The organism is Leptolyngbya iicbica LK (genome assembly GCF_004212215.1).
Taxonomy (GTDB): domain Bacteria; phylum Cyanobacteriota; class Cyanobacteriia; order Phormidesmidales; family Phormidesmidaceae; genus Halomicronema; species Halomicronema iicbica.
The window spans coordinates 573829-590010 of record NZ_QVFV01000001.1 but is presented as its reverse complement, the minus strand read 5'-3'; the positions used below and the strand labels follow the sequence as shown (position 1 = coordinate 590010).

Genomic DNA, 16182 nt, shown 5'->3' with positions numbered 1-16182 from the left:
ACTTGCCTCACGTCATCAGCCAGGGCTGAGTCGGCGGATTGGGGGGGGTGAAAAAGCGATCGCTAATTTCCCAATGCTGTTGCATGTTAGTGGGTTTCAGCTGATGACGACGCTGTTGGAAACGCTACAAAGCCAAAAGCCCAAGATTCTCGAAATTGCGGAGAAGTATGGCGCCAGTAATATTCGGGTGTTTGGCTCAGTGGCGCGAGGTGAAGCCAATGCCGAGAGTGATATTGACCTGCTGGTAGACCTGGAACCGGGGCGAAGTCTGCTGGATCATATTGGTCTGATGCAAGACTTGGCCGATTTGTTGGGGCGATCGGTGGATGTGGCGACGCCGTCAGCTTTGCACGCACGGATCAAAGATCGGGTCATGCAGGATGCCGTTCGACTATGAGAGACGATGGACTGTATCTCAGCAATATTTTGGAATGCATTCAGCGCATTGAGAGCTATGTGACTGAGGGCAAGGCCGCTTTTATGGACAATTCCATGATGCAGGATGCGGTCATTCGGAATTTTGAGATTATCGGTGAGGCCACTAAACGACTTTCAGAAACAGTGAAGCGGGATCATGCAGAGATTCCCTGGCGGCAAATGGCAGGCTTTCGTGATGTGCTCATTCACGATTATTTGAGCGTGGATATGAATGAGGTTTGGTCGGTGATCGAGCGTGATCTGCCGGTCATAAAGCCAGCACTGCTGAGCCTGGCGCAGCAGTTTGCAGAGAGTTCGGAGTAAGGCGATCGCTGGCGATTGAAAACGTGACAGGTTTGCTCGACCCAGCTTAGACGGGGAGCAGCTGCGCAGCCTGGCGAAAAGCGTGACGGTAGAATAGAGCCACTGACACAGATGAGGATGCGGGGTCATGCTCACTACGAAATTGACGCTGGCGGATTTTCTGAGCCTGGAAGCTGGCCCGGAAAGTCGCTGCGAGTTTGTGGATGGAGAAATTGTTGAGCTGCCACCCGAGAGCGAAGAAAATGTCGTGATTGCTAGCTATTTGGTGGCTCAGCTGTTGCGGCGATTTCCCTTTGACTGGGTACGTCAAGGGCGAACGGAATTGGTGGTGTCGGGGCGCGTGCGAATTCCCGACTTGATGGTGTTGGGAGAGGATCTGGTTTTAGCGCTGCAAGGTCAATCTCGTAGCACCATTACGGAGGAGATGCCTGCGCCGCTGTTGGTGGTGGAGGTGGTGTCGCCGGGGAAGGTAAATGAGGATCGCGATTATCGCTACAAGCGATCGCAGTATGCGGCGCGGCGCATTGGCGAGTATTGGATTGTTGACCCCAGCCGCGATCGGGTGACGGTTTTGACGCTGGTGGATGGGCTGTATGAGGCACAGGAATTAATGGTCAGTGACACGCTCACCTCGCCCCAATTTCCAGGATTGTCGCTTGATGTTGCCCAGATCTTGAATCCGCGTGGGGAGTCGTGAAGGGAGAGAACGCTCCCCACTCCCATCGTTTCACCTAGCCCTGAAAGGCGATCGCGCTACTCTTCTTGATAAATGCGAATTCTGCCTTTCTGGACTGTCCACAGTTTGCCCGTGATTTTCTCGCGCTCTAGGCCACCTATCAACGTTTTCAAGGTATCCAGTAAATCTTGAGGCTCGGGACGCGGGGGCAACCGGAGAATGGCAATGCCGCAGTAATCGGCAGGCTTGAACCGCAGGAGACACCTAAAATCAAGGTCGAGCGATACCAGACAACGCTGCTCTTGCCGACAAACTTCAATCAAGTTGTCGTCAGGGGTAGACGCTAATCCTTGTTCGACGACTGTTGCTACGTCGTGTCCGGCTTGCTTGAGCAGGGTCACTCCTCGTTGGCCAATGTTTTCATCTAGCTTGAGCCTCACGCGCTAGCCTCTAGCGGAATATCCAGGTATCGCTCGCGGCTCATTTCTGCGCCATAGGCGAGGCAGGCGTAGATATCCGCTTCTTCGAGTTCGGGATAGTCGGCTAAGATTTCGGCGATTGCGGTGCCGCTAGCGAGAAAGTCTAAAATCAGCGATGCCCAAATCCGATGTCCCCGGATGCAGGGCTTGCCAAAGCAAATGTTGGGGTTAATGGAAATGCGAGATAGGAGTTCTTCGCGGGTCATGATGGGTCTTGCCGATCGCTTAAATCTATTGTGGCACTCGCAGGCTTAATGCCGACCGGAGAACGTAAATTTTTGGTTGGCTTCAGTTGCTACAAGCTTTTCGTCTCGGGCCTAATAGCAAGACCGCGCTACCGAGTTTCGGTGTAAAAGTAGGGGTGGAAGCGATCTCACTCTACTCCCATCGTTTTACACCAGCCCTGAAAAGCGATCGCTCTGCCGAGTTCTAATTTCAAACTATGGTTAACGACAATCACCCTGACCCTCCATCGCGTTGGCGCTAATATCTCCGAGGGGCAATCAGCAATCTCACAAAGGGCCGCAGCACGATCGCGGAGGAGATGCCTGCGCCGCTGTTGGTGGTGGAGGTGGTGTCGCCGGGAAAGGTGAATGAGGATCGCGATTATCGCTATAAGCGATCGGAGTATGCGACACGGGGCATTGGGGAGTATTGGATTATTGACCCCAGCCGCGACTGGTGACGGTGTTGACGCTGGTGGATGGGCTGTATGAGGCGCAGGAACTCACGGGCAGCGACACCCTCACCTCGCCCCAATTTCCAGCACTGTCGCTCAATGTTGCCCAACTCTTGAAGCCTCGCGAGAGTGTTTAATGGAGAAGCATCTCGTCTCGATTACTGTGCGTAACGAATGGTGGTCGCCTGCAAACTGCCCAATCATCCTCTGAAGTGAATCGCGCCATGCGATTGTATTTGTTGATTTACTGACTTGCGCCAGAAATGGTGCTAATCATATTGCTATTAAGCTTTAAATAAATCTATGTCCTTGAAGAAAAAACAATCCAAACTTTATAAAGCTTGAATACCAAAACTAACTACTTCTCTTCAGAATTGGACGAGATTCGTCAGAATATTGAAAGACTTCCGTTTCCCAATTCTCTACAGTAGGTTTATACCACCAATAATTCAAGATATCTTTGTCTACAACACCTTCCAGTTCGCGATCTGCCCAAATATGTAGGAGATCCATACAACCTAATACTTGACTGGCATGTTCTATCTGTTCCCACTGTCTGAGAAAGTTTTCTGCCCAAGAAGTCTTATTCATTATTGAATTGGCAAATTCTAAACCTGCTAAAAGCATCCTTTTACCATTCGTGCCTCTTGCATTAATCGGCTCCCAGAACAAAACCTCTGGCTTGATTTGCATCAACAAACCAAGGTGTGTCAAGAAATCCTCAAAGCCCATTTGTGGCGGAGTAGGTGCAATAGCAGCGTATAGGCGACAACCTGCCGCTGCCCCTTCTAACAGCGCTTGGTAACGCAAGGAAGTAGGTGGAGCGAATGGTTCTATACGTTTCATTAATTCATCATTAATAGCAGGAATGCTCATACCCACTGTTACATTCGGATGAACTAATAGATCTAAATCTTTTAACCACAATGGACTTCGGGTTAAAATCCTAACGCGCTTGTCATATTTGAGTAATATTTGTATTACTTCACGAGTGATTTTTGCTGTTGTTTGATTCTGGTAGGGATCAGTCCCAGAGCACAAAAGTACAACTCCTTTTCCAGCTAAAGTTGACACCCATTTCTTTTTTCGACTTAATATGTTGTCAAGCTTTTTCGGTATCTCATCCCTTATAAATAAATATTTTCCCCACTCTATTTGAGGATCATTTACTCCTTTACTTTTAAGCTGCATTTGTTTTGTTCTAATTGCTGGAGTTGAAGGAACATAGCAGAACGTGCAACCATGCAGACAACCTGAAGCAACATTTATGACATAGTCACAAAGACCTTTCTTATTAAGGGAGCTTTTTTGAAGTGGGTTAACAATTTCTTCGCGGCCAGTTATATTAGCCATTCACCCTCCAAGTCAATTAAAGAAACGACTACTATAGAGCAGAGATCCTTGAAAATAAGACCTGCCTGAGACCCTAATTACATCTCGCCTACGAAGTCGAACAGTTTTCTGAGTAAGGATCTCTCCTTTAGAATTCAGCACTTCTACATCCCCATTATCCCTAAGAAAATTTATGTACTGCTCATACATATTTCTACTGGCAGGATTAAATTGTCCAATTTTTTGGCAAATTTCCATAAAGGTTATCCCATCTTGATTTTGATAAATCAAGTCTGCGATTTGCTCGTCAAATTTCTTTATGAAAAGCCGCCAATCTTTATGTTCACGATCAACATTTATTGTAAGCGTACTGTATTCTTCCTCATACAGACTTGGTTCTAATAGAAGCTGACCTTTGCTTTTAGTGATGTCAAAAGTGCGGAACCCATAACCATAAACTTCATACTGGTATTGATAGTCTAAGCTGTTAGACTCACAAAACCTTTCCTTGATAACTTCAAGGGCTGTTATATGCCTAGACATATGGATCAAATAATATAAAACTTGAGTTTTGCCTCTAGGAATCAAAGCAAAAGTTATTAAGTGCTTCTTGTGTGGATTTAAATGTGAAAAACCTTTTTCACGAAACAATCTTGCTGTTTCGTTGCGGAGATACATCTGCTCTCCAACTCGATCTAGGCTCTCCAAATTTGATTTTTTATAGTAGCCTTCTCCCTCAAGTGTTCTTTCGAATTTTTCTTTGTTTTTACCATACTTGCCGATAACAAATCTCTTAAGTTGACCAATCATGTGGGTGTATAAGATTTCAGAGCCCGGGGTATCATTTATCTTCCTCATCGTTGCTACTGAAACGTCGTCCCAACCTGCTGGATCTAGCAAGAAAAAAGAATGCCCCTTTCGTAAACTTGCAATGGTTATACAGTAATCACTACATTTCTCAAAATCGCCTATTATGAATTCACACTGTTCAGTTAAGGTGGATTCCTCTCCTTGGGTCAGGTGTTTTTCTCCATCTATTAAATTCTCTAATCCCCAATAGGACATAGAATGATTTTTCAGGCATTGAACATGCTCTTTTCCGGCATCCACAAAAACATATCTGACATTAAGGGATTGCCGCTTTTTCGCTTGCCTGAATGCTTTCCGAACGGCTTCGATCATGAGAATCGGTGAACCTTTCAACTTTTTTTGTGCAGCCTCTTCTTCATAGATGCCGCCGCCACAAAAACCGTCTATTAAAGTGAAAGTTTCTACTCCTCGAGGATAGACTTTGCCGTAAAGCGTCAGGATAAGGTGTTCTATATATTCTGACAAAATTTGATGCTTTGCTAGAGTGTGAGGGCTGATTATAGGCATTTGATTGCCATCAGCACTCCAATGGAGTTTAGAGCGCCCCATCCTTCATGTCTCCATAACGCATATCTTCACTACAAATATTTCCCTGCCAGGCAGCGTTCGAGACAATTAATTAGAGAACATATACACAAATATAGTACATTAAAACTAATTAAAAAGAGATGACCCAAGTGGGCACTGCCCACCCTACTTCCCCACAGCCAACCTCTGCTCCTCAAGCTCCACCTGCCACCCCGCGCGATCGCACTGTCAGAAATGGAGTGTGAGATCGCCCACTCTCACCCCTGGCTTCAAAGCCTTGGCGGCATCATCCCAGCCACTTCTGAAGGTTTGCAAGCAATCTGCATCGATTATTGAGAGGAGGAAATTGCTGGAAGATTAACCTAATCCGGCAACGGCCAAGTCAGCTCAAATCCAGGCAAAATCTCTTCCCCAGACAAGCGAGCCGGGAAGGGAACTGCTTCAGCAATGGCTGCCGGTCGGTAAATCTCAACTTCTTGTCCCTGGGGATTAATCAACCAGCCCAACCGTAGACCACTGGCTAAATACTCGGCCATTTTTTCCTGCAACGGCGGCAAAGCATCCGTCTTAGACCGCAGCTCAATCACAAAATCAGGACAGATCGGGGGAAATCCGGCCTTCTCTTCCGGCGATAAGGCTTCCCACCGAGAGCTTTCTATCCAAGCCGCATCGGGCGAGCGATCGCCGCCGCCTGGCAGTTTGAACAACGTCGACGAGCTAAACACTTTGCCCAATTTAGACTGTCGATTCCAGAGCGCTAAATCGGTGATCAAATTAGCTTCTCGTTCTCCGCTTTCTCCCCCAACTGGCGACATAATTACCAACGCTCCTGCAGCAGATCGTTCTAAGGGGGTGTTGGGATTCGCTTCACACAATCGGTAGAACTGCTCATCAGTCAATTCCACCTGATCCAGACTCAAAACCATGGGAAGACCAGACATGCCAGTAACCTTGTTCGACGATCCGCTAGCCCAATTCTAATCGCTAAAATTTGTTCACCGCTCAACCCATTGACGGCCTCGCCAGCCCGGTATGTGTCCAGCGATCGCCTCAAACCCTTCCAAGCCACTAAAGTCCTGCTCATCAGGATCAGAGCAGTCGTCATGCCCTGTCGATTGGAGCAATCGTTTTAGACATTAAAAAATCCCTGGAAGCGAGGCACGCTAGCTTTGCGATGCCGTCATTCCAGAGATTTTTTGTAACTTGCGCGGGAGCGTGATTTAGCTCCCGCACCCGGCTATACCGCAGTGGCAGTCAGCACCTCTTGATGTGCGATCGCCTCATCGGCTTCCGGCACCGCGTCAACCGGCTCAGCTTCCAGGTCGGCGGCGACTTCCGGTACGTGAATGCCCAGCACCTGATCATAGGCATCGGCCACCTGGTGCGACTGCGCTAAGACCTCATCATCCAGTTGATTGAGTCGCTGGATTTCGCCTTCGCGGTCAATCTCGTGGGTTTCCTTTTGCTTTATCAGATCATTCAGTTCCGTCTTGCGGGCGGCGATGTCTTCATTCATGCGCTTGACCACATCTTGCTGATAGGTCTCAAAGCATTCCTTCACCACTTGATACACCACAAAGGATTGCTCCTGAGCCACTTGGGGTAACAGGCTGGTGAGTTCCTGCTTCATGGTGGCGAGCACCTTGCGGCGGGCTTGTTCCGTCGTCCAACTGCTCAAGCCGAGTCCGGCGAGGGCCATGCCCAACGGTCCCAAGAAGATGTCGGTCAACAGGGCAAAGCCCACGGTGATGGCGGTGGCTCCCACGAGATTCATGAGCACCTGCCGCCAGTTGAATAGGCCCGTGCCAGCCATGGCGATCGCCCCCACATCCCCGGTGGTTAGCGCATAGAGCCCCACGGCCCACTTGGCCCAGCCGGGAGAGTTGTCTTCGGGGCTGAGGTGCGCCCGATTCACCACGCGCTGGCCGGTGAGCTTCTGGTTGATCTGGTCCGTCAGGTGGCCGTAAGATTCGCCATGCTTAAAGGCGCTGTGGGCCAGCTCGATAAAGGCCTGATCGATGTCGCGCTGGGCATCTTTGCTCCAGGCGGTGATTTTGTCGATGAGATACTGCTCGAACGCGGTTTTGAGCGCGGCTTCAAATTCCTTGCGCTTTTGCTGCCGCAGGAAGTCCAAAAACTTGAGTTCGGGCTGGTAGCGGACGAAATCGGCCTCAAAGGTTTCATCCAGGCCCACTAAAAACTCCCGAAACGAGGTGGTGATTTCCCCCGCCTTGCGTTCCCCAATCACGCGGATTTCGTCTTTGAATTCGTCGCGAATCACCACCAGCTGCTCAAACTCCGGCTGCACGGACCAAATCTTGTCTCGCAGTTCGTCGATGTCGTGGCTCAGCAGGGGAATGCGCCGCTCGATCGCTTCATGGGTGGTGCGATAGGCCTGGCGGGCTAGCAGTTTGGCCTGGCGCAGTTCCGCGATCGCCCGTTCTTTAGTCAAAAATGTGGTGAGGGCGGGCATGAATTCGCCAAACCCCGTGCCTTCTAAGGAACCGTCCTCGCCCTTCAGCCGCTGACGCAGGGCGGGCAGTGAGGAGATTTCAAAGGTGCGATCGGCATACAGATCTTCCCCATCGAGCTGGCAATACGGCTCCAAGTTCGTGCGAAACACCTGCCGCACGCGGGCTTCCGTCTCTTGCAATTCGGCCTCGTCGTCGGGGTCTACCAGGCGATTGCGGATTTCGTCCCAGGCGTTGATCAGGAAAAAGACGGTCAGCCCCCGATCCTTAATGTAGTTGTCGAGATAGCGCTGCTCGCTTAGGGTGAACTGCTGGGTGGCGCTGAGTACGAACAGAATGGCGTGGCAATTGTTAACGTAATCCAGGGTGAGCTGGTTGCGGGCTTCGGTATCGTTGAGACCCGGGCTATCAACAATTTCGACGCCTTTTTCCAACAGCGTGAGAGGATATTCCACCACGGCGTAGTCCACATTGGGGAAGGCGAGGGTGCCCTCATCTTCCAGCTTTTTGGCCTGGTCGGGACGGATGGTGTAGCGCTGCTTAAAGGCGTCAAAGGAAAGGGTCTCGGGGGTGCGATCGTCATTGAAATGCACCGTCACCCGCTTTTCGGGACCGTAGCGCAAAATCGTGAGCACAGCGGTGCAGGGGTTCACGTCGGTGGGCAACAGATTTTCCCCCATCAAGGCGTTGAGGAAGGTGCTTTTGCCCCGCTTCATATCCCCCAGCACCAGCAGCCGAAAGACTTCTGATGACAGGTTTTGGCTGGCCGTATTGAGGTCGGCAATGATGGGACTCAGGCCGAGTTTGCCAGAGGCGTTTTCTAGCTGTTCAGAGGCTTCTAAAGTCGTGGCCATCGCGGCTAAATGACCCGCAAATTCCTGGCGCGTAGCGGCGACTTTTTCTAAGTCTTGAATGAAGCTTTCGGCTTTGTAGCTCATAGGTTTTGGAGTTCTCCTGAATCAACAAAAAGGACAAGATGGGGCGATCGCCCCGCAGGGCAGATGCCTTGCATGTCGCCAGGTCAATGAACCGCAGACATGCGAAAATGACCGACCCAAACAGTCAGTTGGTCGCTTAAACTTTCCATTCATTTGTTCAGAACAATGCTGATGAAAAGCTGGGTGGCGACTCGGTTTTTAGCCTAGAAATTACCAACCGACGTTTTGACCGAACCTTGTGCCATCAGTTGAAGGTGTCCATTGCGGGGCATCATTTGTTTTTTTGGGGCTAAGGAAATCCGGCGAGGCTAGCCAAGGGTTTGAGGAGACGGGTAGGGTGCTGGCGATAACTTGAGCGGTGCTGCATGCGGTCTGTGATCGCTGAAACTGCTTTCAAGTAAACCTCTCACGAGGGACCGGGTCCCTTTGTAGGCAAGGACGATACTGCTAAGCCAAGCACAAGGGACCCGGTCCCTCCGCCCCCACAAGATTCCCCTTTTGATCGCTTTGGAGTAGCGCGATCGCGTCGTGGACCATTGCGCTGAAAATAGCCCCAACCGATCGCTCCAGGCATCCGGCAGGGACCGGGTGCCCCGATACCCTGTGGCTAAGGCCAAGGGACCGGGTGCCTCTGTCTCAGGGACATGACGATTAGCGAGGCACAGGCACCTGTTGAAGTAGTGCGGTGATAACGGCGTCGGTGGTGAGGCCATCGAGCTGGGCTTCGGGGCCGAGAATGAGGCGGTGGCGCGAGGGGTGGGGTAATTGGGGAACGCTGTTCTTACGCATTACAGAGAGCGATACTCTGCAAGCAATTGTATGGTCTAACTAAGAGTTCGCTGCTTGAAGCATCCAGCACCTACAAGCCCCACCCCAACAGTGAAATCAGTGCGTAAAGATTGAGTGCGGCTATATTCGCCGCGAAATACCTGAATTGTGTAAAAAAAGAGTTGAGCCATTTTGTGGCTCAACTCTTTACAGTTGTTAATAGAGGGATCGATCAGTCAACACTTTAAGCTGTTTGACGACGACGGAGGGCAATGGCCCCTCCAGCAACGACTGCCAAGCCCAGCATGCTAGCAGGTTCGGGAACATCTTCTGACACTTCAACATTGCGGATGATGCCGACAAAGTCGTTGTAGTCTTTATCTGAGCTAGACCAGGGAAGATCTTCCCAAGCAAATAAGTAGTCGGTAGTTTTCAGGCGAATTCGAGTCTGATCACCATTTTTATTGGGATTTAAGTCACCGTCAATGTTTTCCAGCCGCTGCCCAGACCCCTGATAAGCTAGAAAGTAATCATGACCGTCACTATTTTTAGAAACTTCAGAGTAGAAAGTCTGCCCTCTTTTATTGGTCAGATACATACCGAATTGGTCGAAACCATCATTGGACAATTCATTTTTGCCAATTCTTCGAGAGCGAGTCGCCCCATCGTTGCCATCAGCTCCAGTAAATAGTTCTTTCATGTCACCGTTGCTGTTGTAAATACCAACGGTATTAAAGGGAGCAAAACCAGCAATCTCAAACAATAGAAATGACCGCACCCCTTTACCAATCGTTTGGAAGGTTTCGGCACCCGACTCATCATTCTCCGTATCAATGCCGGCGTTTAGTGCGTCGAGTTGCTCTTGCAAGCTCGCGCCTGGTCCATCGCTAGACCTGCCGAAATTGACCTGAGCGTTGGCTGTGGAAGACAATGCCGTAGTCAGCATTGCCACTGTTGCGATCGCCCCACAAGCCTTCGAGAGCATAGATAGTGATGGCATGGAAGTCTCCTTGAACAAAAAATCAGTGTTGAGTTGAGTAGATAAGTTAGATGCGACCGAATCGGTTCAGGTAGCTGTCGATGCACCGTACCTAGTTGCTTGACTGTAAGTCACACATTCCTGAAAAAATCGAACACTCAGAAAAGTATTTCTACTTAAAAACAACACATCCAAATTAATACCTCAGTCTGGCTTTGCCCATGAAACTACAGTCAGCTTTGGCGAAACTTTATTGAAAGGCTCTGGAACTTTACTGTAGGCCAAAAACAAGTACTGAAAATGTCCGTTTTTTTGGGAGGAGACACACAATATCCTATGTATTATTACGCAAGGGCTGACTTGCTATGTGTAAGCATTAGCAGTCTCCCGGCAGGGGCATTGCAATGGCTTTTCCGCATGCCTGCCGAGGACAGATCAGCCGTCTATCGACTGTTTCGGACGGGCTCTGCGAGTCGGGCACATGGAACTTTTGGGAATGCTTGAGCCCATAGAACTAGAGAGTCTGCAGGGTGATCGCAGACAGCTTGGACGTTTTTGAGAGCGCCAGGCCAGCGTGATTTTGACGGCGGCGGTCAAACGAGAAATTTTCAGGGCGTTCTGACAGCAGCGGCACAACATGAGGGCGCTTGCCAGCCCATTCATCTATTCACTCTGCCGTACCATTACACTATTCGCCCATTAATACGGTTCTGATGTCATCCACTTGTATTCCCTTCATCGAGGAACGGGCACTTGTTGGAGCAACGCAGTGATGACGGCGTCGGTGGTGAGGCCATCGAGCTGGGCTTCGGGGCCGAGAATCAGGCGGTGGCGCAAGAGGGGTGGGGCGATCGCTTTCACATTGTCGGGGGTGACATAGTCTTGGCCATGTAGCCAGGCATGGGCTTTGCTGGCCTGCAACCAACTCACCGAAGACCGGGGCGACGCGCCGAGGGAGAGATCGCGAGACTGGCGGGTTTTTTGAGTGAGGGCGAGCAGATAGTCCAAAATTTGCTCTTCGACTTTGATTTGTTTCACCGCTTGCCGCGCCGCGAGGATGGCCTTTTCGCTGGCGATCGCTTTGAGGTTTTGGATATTGAGGCGCCGTGCTTCAAATCCAGACTGGGTATTTTTCAGCATCTGCTTTTCGGCTTGGGGGTCGGGATAGTTGACCAACAGTTTGAAGAGGAAGCGATCGAGCTGAGCCTCAGGCAAGGGATAGGTGCCTTCAAATTCGAGGGAGTTTTGGGTGGCGATGACCCAAAAGAGATCGGGCAGCGTGTGGCCGGTGCCGTCCAGGGTGACCTGCTGCTCTTCCATCGCTTCGAGCAGGGCGGCCTGGGTTTTTGGCGGGGTGCGGTTGACCTCGTCGGCGAGTAAGACTTGGGTAAAAACAGGGCCTTTTTTGAGGGTGAAGTCGCGGGTGTTGAGGTCAAACACATTTGTGCCCAGGATGTCGGAGGGCAAGATGTCGGGCGTCAACTGAATGCGACAAAAGTCCGCCTGAATCAGCCGCGCCAAGACCTTGACCATCAGGGTTTTGCCTGTGCCCGGGACGCCTTCTAAAATGACGTGCCCCCCGGATAGCAGGGCCACCAGCAGTTGATCAATCACGTCGGTTTGCCCTACCACCACTTGGCTCAGGGTTTGACCAATTTGACGAATTTGCCCTTGGAGATCATTCATAAAGGCGGCCTGAAGAGAGACAACTGATTGTAATCGGTACGACGGGTAATCGCTAAGACTAGCGAATGGGCGTTTGGCGAATGCGGTGCAAGGTTTCGAGCCAACGCTTGAGGGCGGTATCTGCCCCTTTGGTGGGGGAAGGGGGAGCCGTCAACGATGTCAGTAGGTCTGGCGATTGGCCCGTTTGCTGGGTCCAGGCGTCTTGCAAGGTGCGGTCGTCAATATTGGCCGTGTGAAAGCCGAGGGCCGCTTGCAACCGCGATCGCTCCGCTTTGGTCAGCATCGCCACCAGAAAGGCCGTGCTTTCTGCCTTGTGCAACACTGCTGCCAGCGCCTCAATATAAGCTTGGCTGTTATCCACCGGGGGGCGTTTGACGGTGGAGAGATTGCCCAACCGCCGATTTTGCGCCAGCAAGAAAATCGCTAGCACGATGGCCATTTGAATCAACGCAATTTTGACGGGCGTGCGGGCCAGGTACGCGCCCCAGGTGTTGACCGTTTCGGCGACAATGACATCCGCTTCCTTAAAGCCGTGCAGGTATTCATCCACCCAAATGGGGCCGCCCGCCTGGGCCGCTAGGTCGGCCAAAAAAGCGTAGTTGCCCGGTTCTGCTTGGTACGCATTCGCCGCCAGGTGCGGCGTCAGGGCCACCACAAAGCGCCCATTTTCGTTATCCGTTCGCTCCCACACGACGGCCCCGTAGGCATCGCCCAATAGGTTGCGATCGCTATTCATGGCCAGGTTGGTTCGCCGCCGAGTTTTGATCACCACCTCCCCAAACTCGCTCGCCAGTCGCGACGTAAAGGGGGCTTCAACTATCGCGGCATCCACGCCTAGGGCGATGAATGTGTTGCCCGCGGCTAACCAAGGATCCAGCCAGTTGCGATCCCACGCTTGGTAAGCGTCCACCATACCGGGATAAATACGGATCAAGGTTTGCGGGCCATCCCCGGACGGCTGCTCTAGCAACTCCGCCACTGGCCGCCGCCAGCGCTGCACTGGCGTGCCCTGGGTTTCCATATAGGCATACCAGCCCAAATAGCCCTCGGGGGCGCGGTTATAGGTCGAGCCGCTGGTCTTTTGTCCGGTGGCGGGCGCGAGTAACACCAGTCCGAAAAACAGCAACACCAGCGCCACGATCGCCAGGCGCACGTAGCGATTTTTCAACAGGGGGACGGCACTCATCGCTGGGCAATCTCCTCATAGGCTTGGCGACAGCGCTGAACGTTATCCGCCGCTAGGGGCTCGCCGCCAAACAGCGATCGCTCGTGGGTGCGAATCAGCATTTGTAGCGGGCGGGGGCGCTGCAACGTTTGAACGGCGCGCAAATACTCACCATCGGTGCGGCTCGGTTGATGGGGAATCCACTCGCGATCGTGGAGCAGTTGCAAAGCCGCCATGTATAACGCCCGACAGGCCTCGCGCCAGTTGCCCTCGCGCTCAAACTGCTGGGCACGCCGCAGCCAAGCCGCCACGGTGTGTTGTTCGGGGGGGGGAATAAAGTCAACTTTGGGCGATGCGGGGCGATCGCTCCGCTCTCCGAGATAGTTATCCAACAATTGCACGATCAACCACGCCAACCAGCCGACCACCCCGATGACCAATAGCCAGAATAAAAATTGCCCTAACCAAGCCGGAAATTCAAAGTTTGGCGGGGGGCCAGTGTCTTCTGCTTCCCATTGCGACAGCCGCAACTGAATCCATTCCGACAGATTTTTACCCGCCTGCCGCAATTGCCAGGGCAAGCTACTTTGCTGGATGGAGGAGGCCTCTGCCATCACCCACTCGCCAAACAACGTCTTCACCAATTTACTCAACGATTCGAGCGATCGCGAGGCTCACCCCATCCCCACCGCCACTTAGTAACGAAGCGTAATGTCCGCCCGCCGTCTTGAGACAGCCGGGACAGTGATTTAAGCAGACATATGCCTGTGGATGAATAAATGTACCTGTTGATGAACCGCCGAGACGGCCGTGCCAACTCATTCAACCCCCCGCTTTTGTCCGGTTATTGCCTTTGCTGAACCATTTTCCTCACCCTCACACCCAACCACCCTGCCACCCAACCCCCCTCACACCCTCACACCCACCCACTCCACCACCCACCCACGCTTCCTTAACGTTCGGACATCCCACCGCTCGCCCCACAACAATGTGAACTAGGCTATAAACTAGCCGTCAGCGCGATCGCCCTTCCTGAGATCGGGCCTGCGCCTTGAGGGCACTGCGTCGCGATCAGACGCCCGCCGTGGCATGAGGACAGTAGCGTGTATCCACAAGGATCCAATAACTATCAAATCAACTTTTCTGGGCTGGGCTGCTGGCTCACTGTGCTGGGGGTCGTGTGGCTGCTCAGTGCGATCGGCTTGGGTTGGATTGTGAAATCGATCGCCTTCATCGTCGTGTTGATTTTGGTGACGCCTGTGTTGGCCTATTTTGGCTTTCGCTGGTGGCTCAAGCGCAATCTAATCGAAGGCAACTGTCCGGTGTGTGAGACCCAGTTAGCGGGCATCCGAAACACGCAAACCGTATGTCCTAACTGCCGTACCCAACTGCAAGTAAGTAAGCAAGGGTTTGCTCGCTTTACGCCTGAGGGAACGGTGGAAGTGAATGCTGTGGATGTGACCGATGGCAATCGCTCCGGCGAGGCCGTCGACGTTTCGGTGGAAGTGCTGCCCCCGGGAGATGACGAAAATTAGCGATCGCTGTTTTCTTCTGAGCGCTTGATCGGCCAAAGTCACCGCCGTTGCCCATCGCCGGGTCACTCATTAATTCCACCATTTTTGACACTTTAAAGTCCCACTGTTTCCCCAGCACTTGATGCTGTGAGGCGGTGGGACTTTTCACGGTTACACCCACACTTTTGGCAATCAGCAATTGAATGCTGGCAAAAGGAATGGGAAAATTCGGAGCATTCGAAAAACTGAAAGGCCTTCCATTTGCTCAACTTAGTTTTGCTGAAACAGGCGAATTTCCTGTTGGGGGAATGGAATCGAGATTCCTTCAGCATCTAGCCGCTTTTTCACGTTTTCCTGCACGTTGAAATAGACATCTAAATAGTGGGCAGCTTCCGTCCACGGACGCACTGCAAAGTTGACGCTACTATCAGCCAATTCGGTGACGCGAACAATCGGTGCCGGGTCACTTAAAACATAGGGATCAGCCTCGACCACCTCAGTAATGATCTGTCGAGTCTGGTCAATATCCGCATCATAGGAAACGCCAATTACCATATCGACCCGCAGCGTACCTTCGGCAGAATTATTGACAATTTTATCGCCTGTCACCATGGAATTTGGCAAGATTACGCGCTTGCCTTCTGGGGTTTTCAGTCGAGTGGAAAAGAGTTGAATTTCTTGCACGGTTCCGACTACGCCCGCTGCTTCCACAAAGTCACCGACCTTAAAGGGACGAAATAAAATGAGTAAGACGCCTGCTGCAAAGTTTGCCAGCGATCCTTCTAACGCGAGGCCGATCGCGAGACCCGCCGCACCGACAACGGCCACTAGTGAAGCCGTTTGCACCCCAACCCGACTGAGGGCTGCGATGATGGTTACCGTGAGGGCTGAATAATAGGCGAGATTGGCGGTAAAGCTAGCCAGCGTGGGGTCGGTATTATTTTTGCTCAACATCCGACGAAAGAACCGTCGCACGGCTTTTGCAATCCATCGCCCGACAATAAAAATCGCGATCGCCGCCAATACATTCAGGCCCAACCGCGTAATCATATCAACTGCAGTTTGCAGATATTCGGGAATCTCTTGCATCGATAATTGTCCTTCTTTTACGTTGTGTTTGATGTATACGCCAAAAGCTATTAAAGGCTAGACAGCCCCTGAATTAATCCTCTAAAGGATAGATTTCATGATCTGCATTAGACTTTTCAATGGTTAGATCAGTCGATGATTCTAAGAATAAAAAATCCTGCTTCCAACAGGCATTGAGAAGCAGGATTCTGAGATTATTGAGAATTTGAGTGAGCCATCTAAGGCTGGTTAGTCAATAAAATGGTGCTCCTCAAAGAGGGATGAGTC

18 protein-coding genes are annotated in these 16182 nt (G+C 51.5%); 6 read left to right on the top strand and 12 right to left on the bottom strand.

The window, feature by feature from the left end; all coding sequences use genetic code 11:
• Positions 1-103: 103 nt before the first annotated feature.
• The 3 genes from DYY88_RS02485 to DYY88_RS02475 all read left to right on the top strand — a co-directional run bounded on the left by DYY88_RS02485 (position 104) and on the right by DYY88_RS02475 (position 1438).
• A complete protein-coding gene (locus tag DYY88_RS02485) occupies positions 104-397 on the top strand; it encodes a nucleotidyltransferase family protein (RefSeq protein ID WP_039729238.1) in 294 nt (97 codons plus the stop codon).
• Complete coding sequence (locus DYY88_RS02480) at positions 394-741, top strand: HepT-like ribonuclease domain-containing protein (RefSeq protein WP_039725272.1); 348 nt, start codon at positions 394-396, stop codon at positions 739-741. Before DYY88_RS02485 ends, DYY88_RS02480 begins: the two co-directional genes overlap by 4 nt.
• 127 nt (positions 742-868) lie before the next feature.
• The gene (locus DYY88_RS02475) at positions 869-1438 is read left to right on the top strand and encodes a Uma2 family endonuclease (RefSeq protein WP_039725271.1); all 570 of its coding nucleotides are present in this window, start codon (positions 869-871) and stop codon (positions 1436-1438) included.
• 56 nt (positions 1439-1494) lie between these two features.
• Here DYY88_RS02475 and DYY88_RS02470 read toward each other — a convergent pair whose 3' ends face one another.
• Together DYY88_RS02470 and DYY88_RS02465 are read right to left on the bottom strand one after the other, a co-directional pair.
• The gene (locus DYY88_RS02470) at positions 1495-1857 is read right to left on the bottom strand and encodes a DUF5615 family PIN-like protein (RefSeq protein ID WP_039725270.1); all 363 of its coding nucleotides are present in this window, start codon (positions 1855-1857) and stop codon (positions 1495-1497) included.
• A complete protein-coding gene (locus tag DYY88_RS02465; protein WP_039725269.1) occupies positions 1854-2102 on the bottom strand; it encodes a DUF433 domain-containing protein in 249 nt (82 codons plus the stop codon). The genes DYY88_RS02470 and DYY88_RS02465 overlap by 4 nt, the downstream gene beginning before the upstream one ends.
• 338 nt (positions 2103-2440) lie before the next feature.
• Here DYY88_RS02465 and DYY88_RS25010 point away from each other — a divergent pair, with 338 nt between their 5' ends.
• Complete coding sequence (locus DYY88_RS25010; RefSeq protein ID WP_367889252.1) at positions 2441-2581, top strand: Uma2 family endonuclease; 141 nt, start codon at positions 2441-2443, stop codon at positions 2579-2581.
• A complete protein-coding gene (locus DYY88_RS25005) occupies positions 2578-2712 on the top strand; it encodes a hypothetical protein (protein WP_367889251.1) in 135 nt (44 codons plus the stop codon). The genes DYY88_RS25010 and DYY88_RS25005 overlap by 4 nt, the downstream gene beginning before the upstream one ends.
• 217 nt (positions 2713-2929) lie before the next feature.
• Here the strand turns inward: DYY88_RS25005 and DYY88_RS02455 are convergent, their stop codons facing one another.
• The 9 genes from DYY88_RS02455 to DYY88_RS02415 form a co-directional block, all read right to left on the bottom strand.
• Positions 2930-3928: an SPL family radical SAM protein gene (locus tag DYY88_RS02455; protein ID WP_039725268.1), complete on the bottom strand. Its 999-nt coding sequence runs from the start codon at positions 3926-3928 to the stop codon at positions 2930-2932.
• A gap of 12 nt (positions 3929-3940) precedes the next feature.
• Entirely contained in the window at positions 3941-5326 is a 1386-nt protein-coding gene (gene tcmP, locus DYY88_RS02450; protein ID WP_039725267.1) for a three-Cys-motif partner protein TcmP, read from the bottom strand.
• 341 nt (positions 5327-5667) lie between these two features.
• Positions 5668-6246: a Uma2 family endonuclease gene (locus tag DYY88_RS02445; RefSeq protein WP_072041285.1), complete on the bottom strand. Its 579-nt coding sequence runs from the start codon at positions 6244-6246 to the stop codon at positions 5668-5670.
• Between the two features lie 296 nt (positions 6247-6542).
• Positions 6543-8714, bottom strand: a complete 2172-nt coding sequence (locus DYY88_RS02440) for a dynamin family protein (protein ID WP_084606944.1) — start codon at positions 8712-8714, stop codon at positions 6543-6545.
• Positions 8715-9365: 651 nt separating this feature from the next.
• A complete protein-coding gene (locus tag DYY88_RS02435; RefSeq protein ID WP_242517565.1) occupies positions 9366-9503 on the bottom strand; it encodes a hypothetical protein in 138 nt (45 codons plus the stop codon).
• A 223-nt stretch (positions 9504-9726) separates the two neighbouring features.
• Entirely contained in the window at positions 9727-10482 is a 756-nt protein-coding gene (locus DYY88_RS02430) for a DUF4114 domain-containing protein (RefSeq protein ID WP_084606943.1), read from the bottom strand.
• A gap of 714 nt (positions 10483-11196) precedes the next feature.
• Positions 11197-12147 carry an AAA family ATPase gene (locus tag DYY88_RS02425; RefSeq protein ID WP_039725264.1) on the bottom strand — a complete coding sequence of 317 codons (951 nt, stop codon included), beginning with the start codon at positions 12145-12147 and terminating at the stop codon, positions 11197-11199.
• Between the two features lie 58 nt (positions 12148-12205).
• Entirely contained in the window at positions 12206-13333 is a 1128-nt protein-coding gene (locus tag DYY88_RS02420; RefSeq protein ID WP_044150884.1) for a DUF4350 domain-containing protein, read from the bottom strand.
• On the bottom strand, positions 13330-13926 hold the full coding sequence (locus tag DYY88_RS02415) for a DUF4129 domain-containing protein (protein ID WP_152624647.1): 597 nt from the start codon (positions 13924-13926) through the stop codon (positions 13330-13332). Before DYY88_RS02415 ends, DYY88_RS02420 begins: the two co-directional genes overlap by 4 nt.
• Before the next feature lie 489 nt (positions 13927-14415).
• Between DYY88_RS02415 and DYY88_RS02410 the strand changes: the two genes are divergently transcribed.
• Entirely contained in the window at positions 14416-14847 is a 432-nt protein-coding gene (locus DYY88_RS02410; protein ID WP_039725262.1) for a hypothetical protein, read from the top strand.
• A 249-nt stretch (positions 14848-15096) separates the two neighbouring features.
• Here the strand turns inward: DYY88_RS02410 and DYY88_RS02405 are convergent, their stop codons facing one another.
• Positions 15097-15915, bottom strand: a complete 819-nt coding sequence (locus tag DYY88_RS02405) for a mechanosensitive ion channel family protein (protein WP_039725261.1) — start codon at positions 15913-15915, stop codon at positions 15097-15099.
• Between the last annotated feature and the right edge of the window lie 267 nt (positions 15916-16182).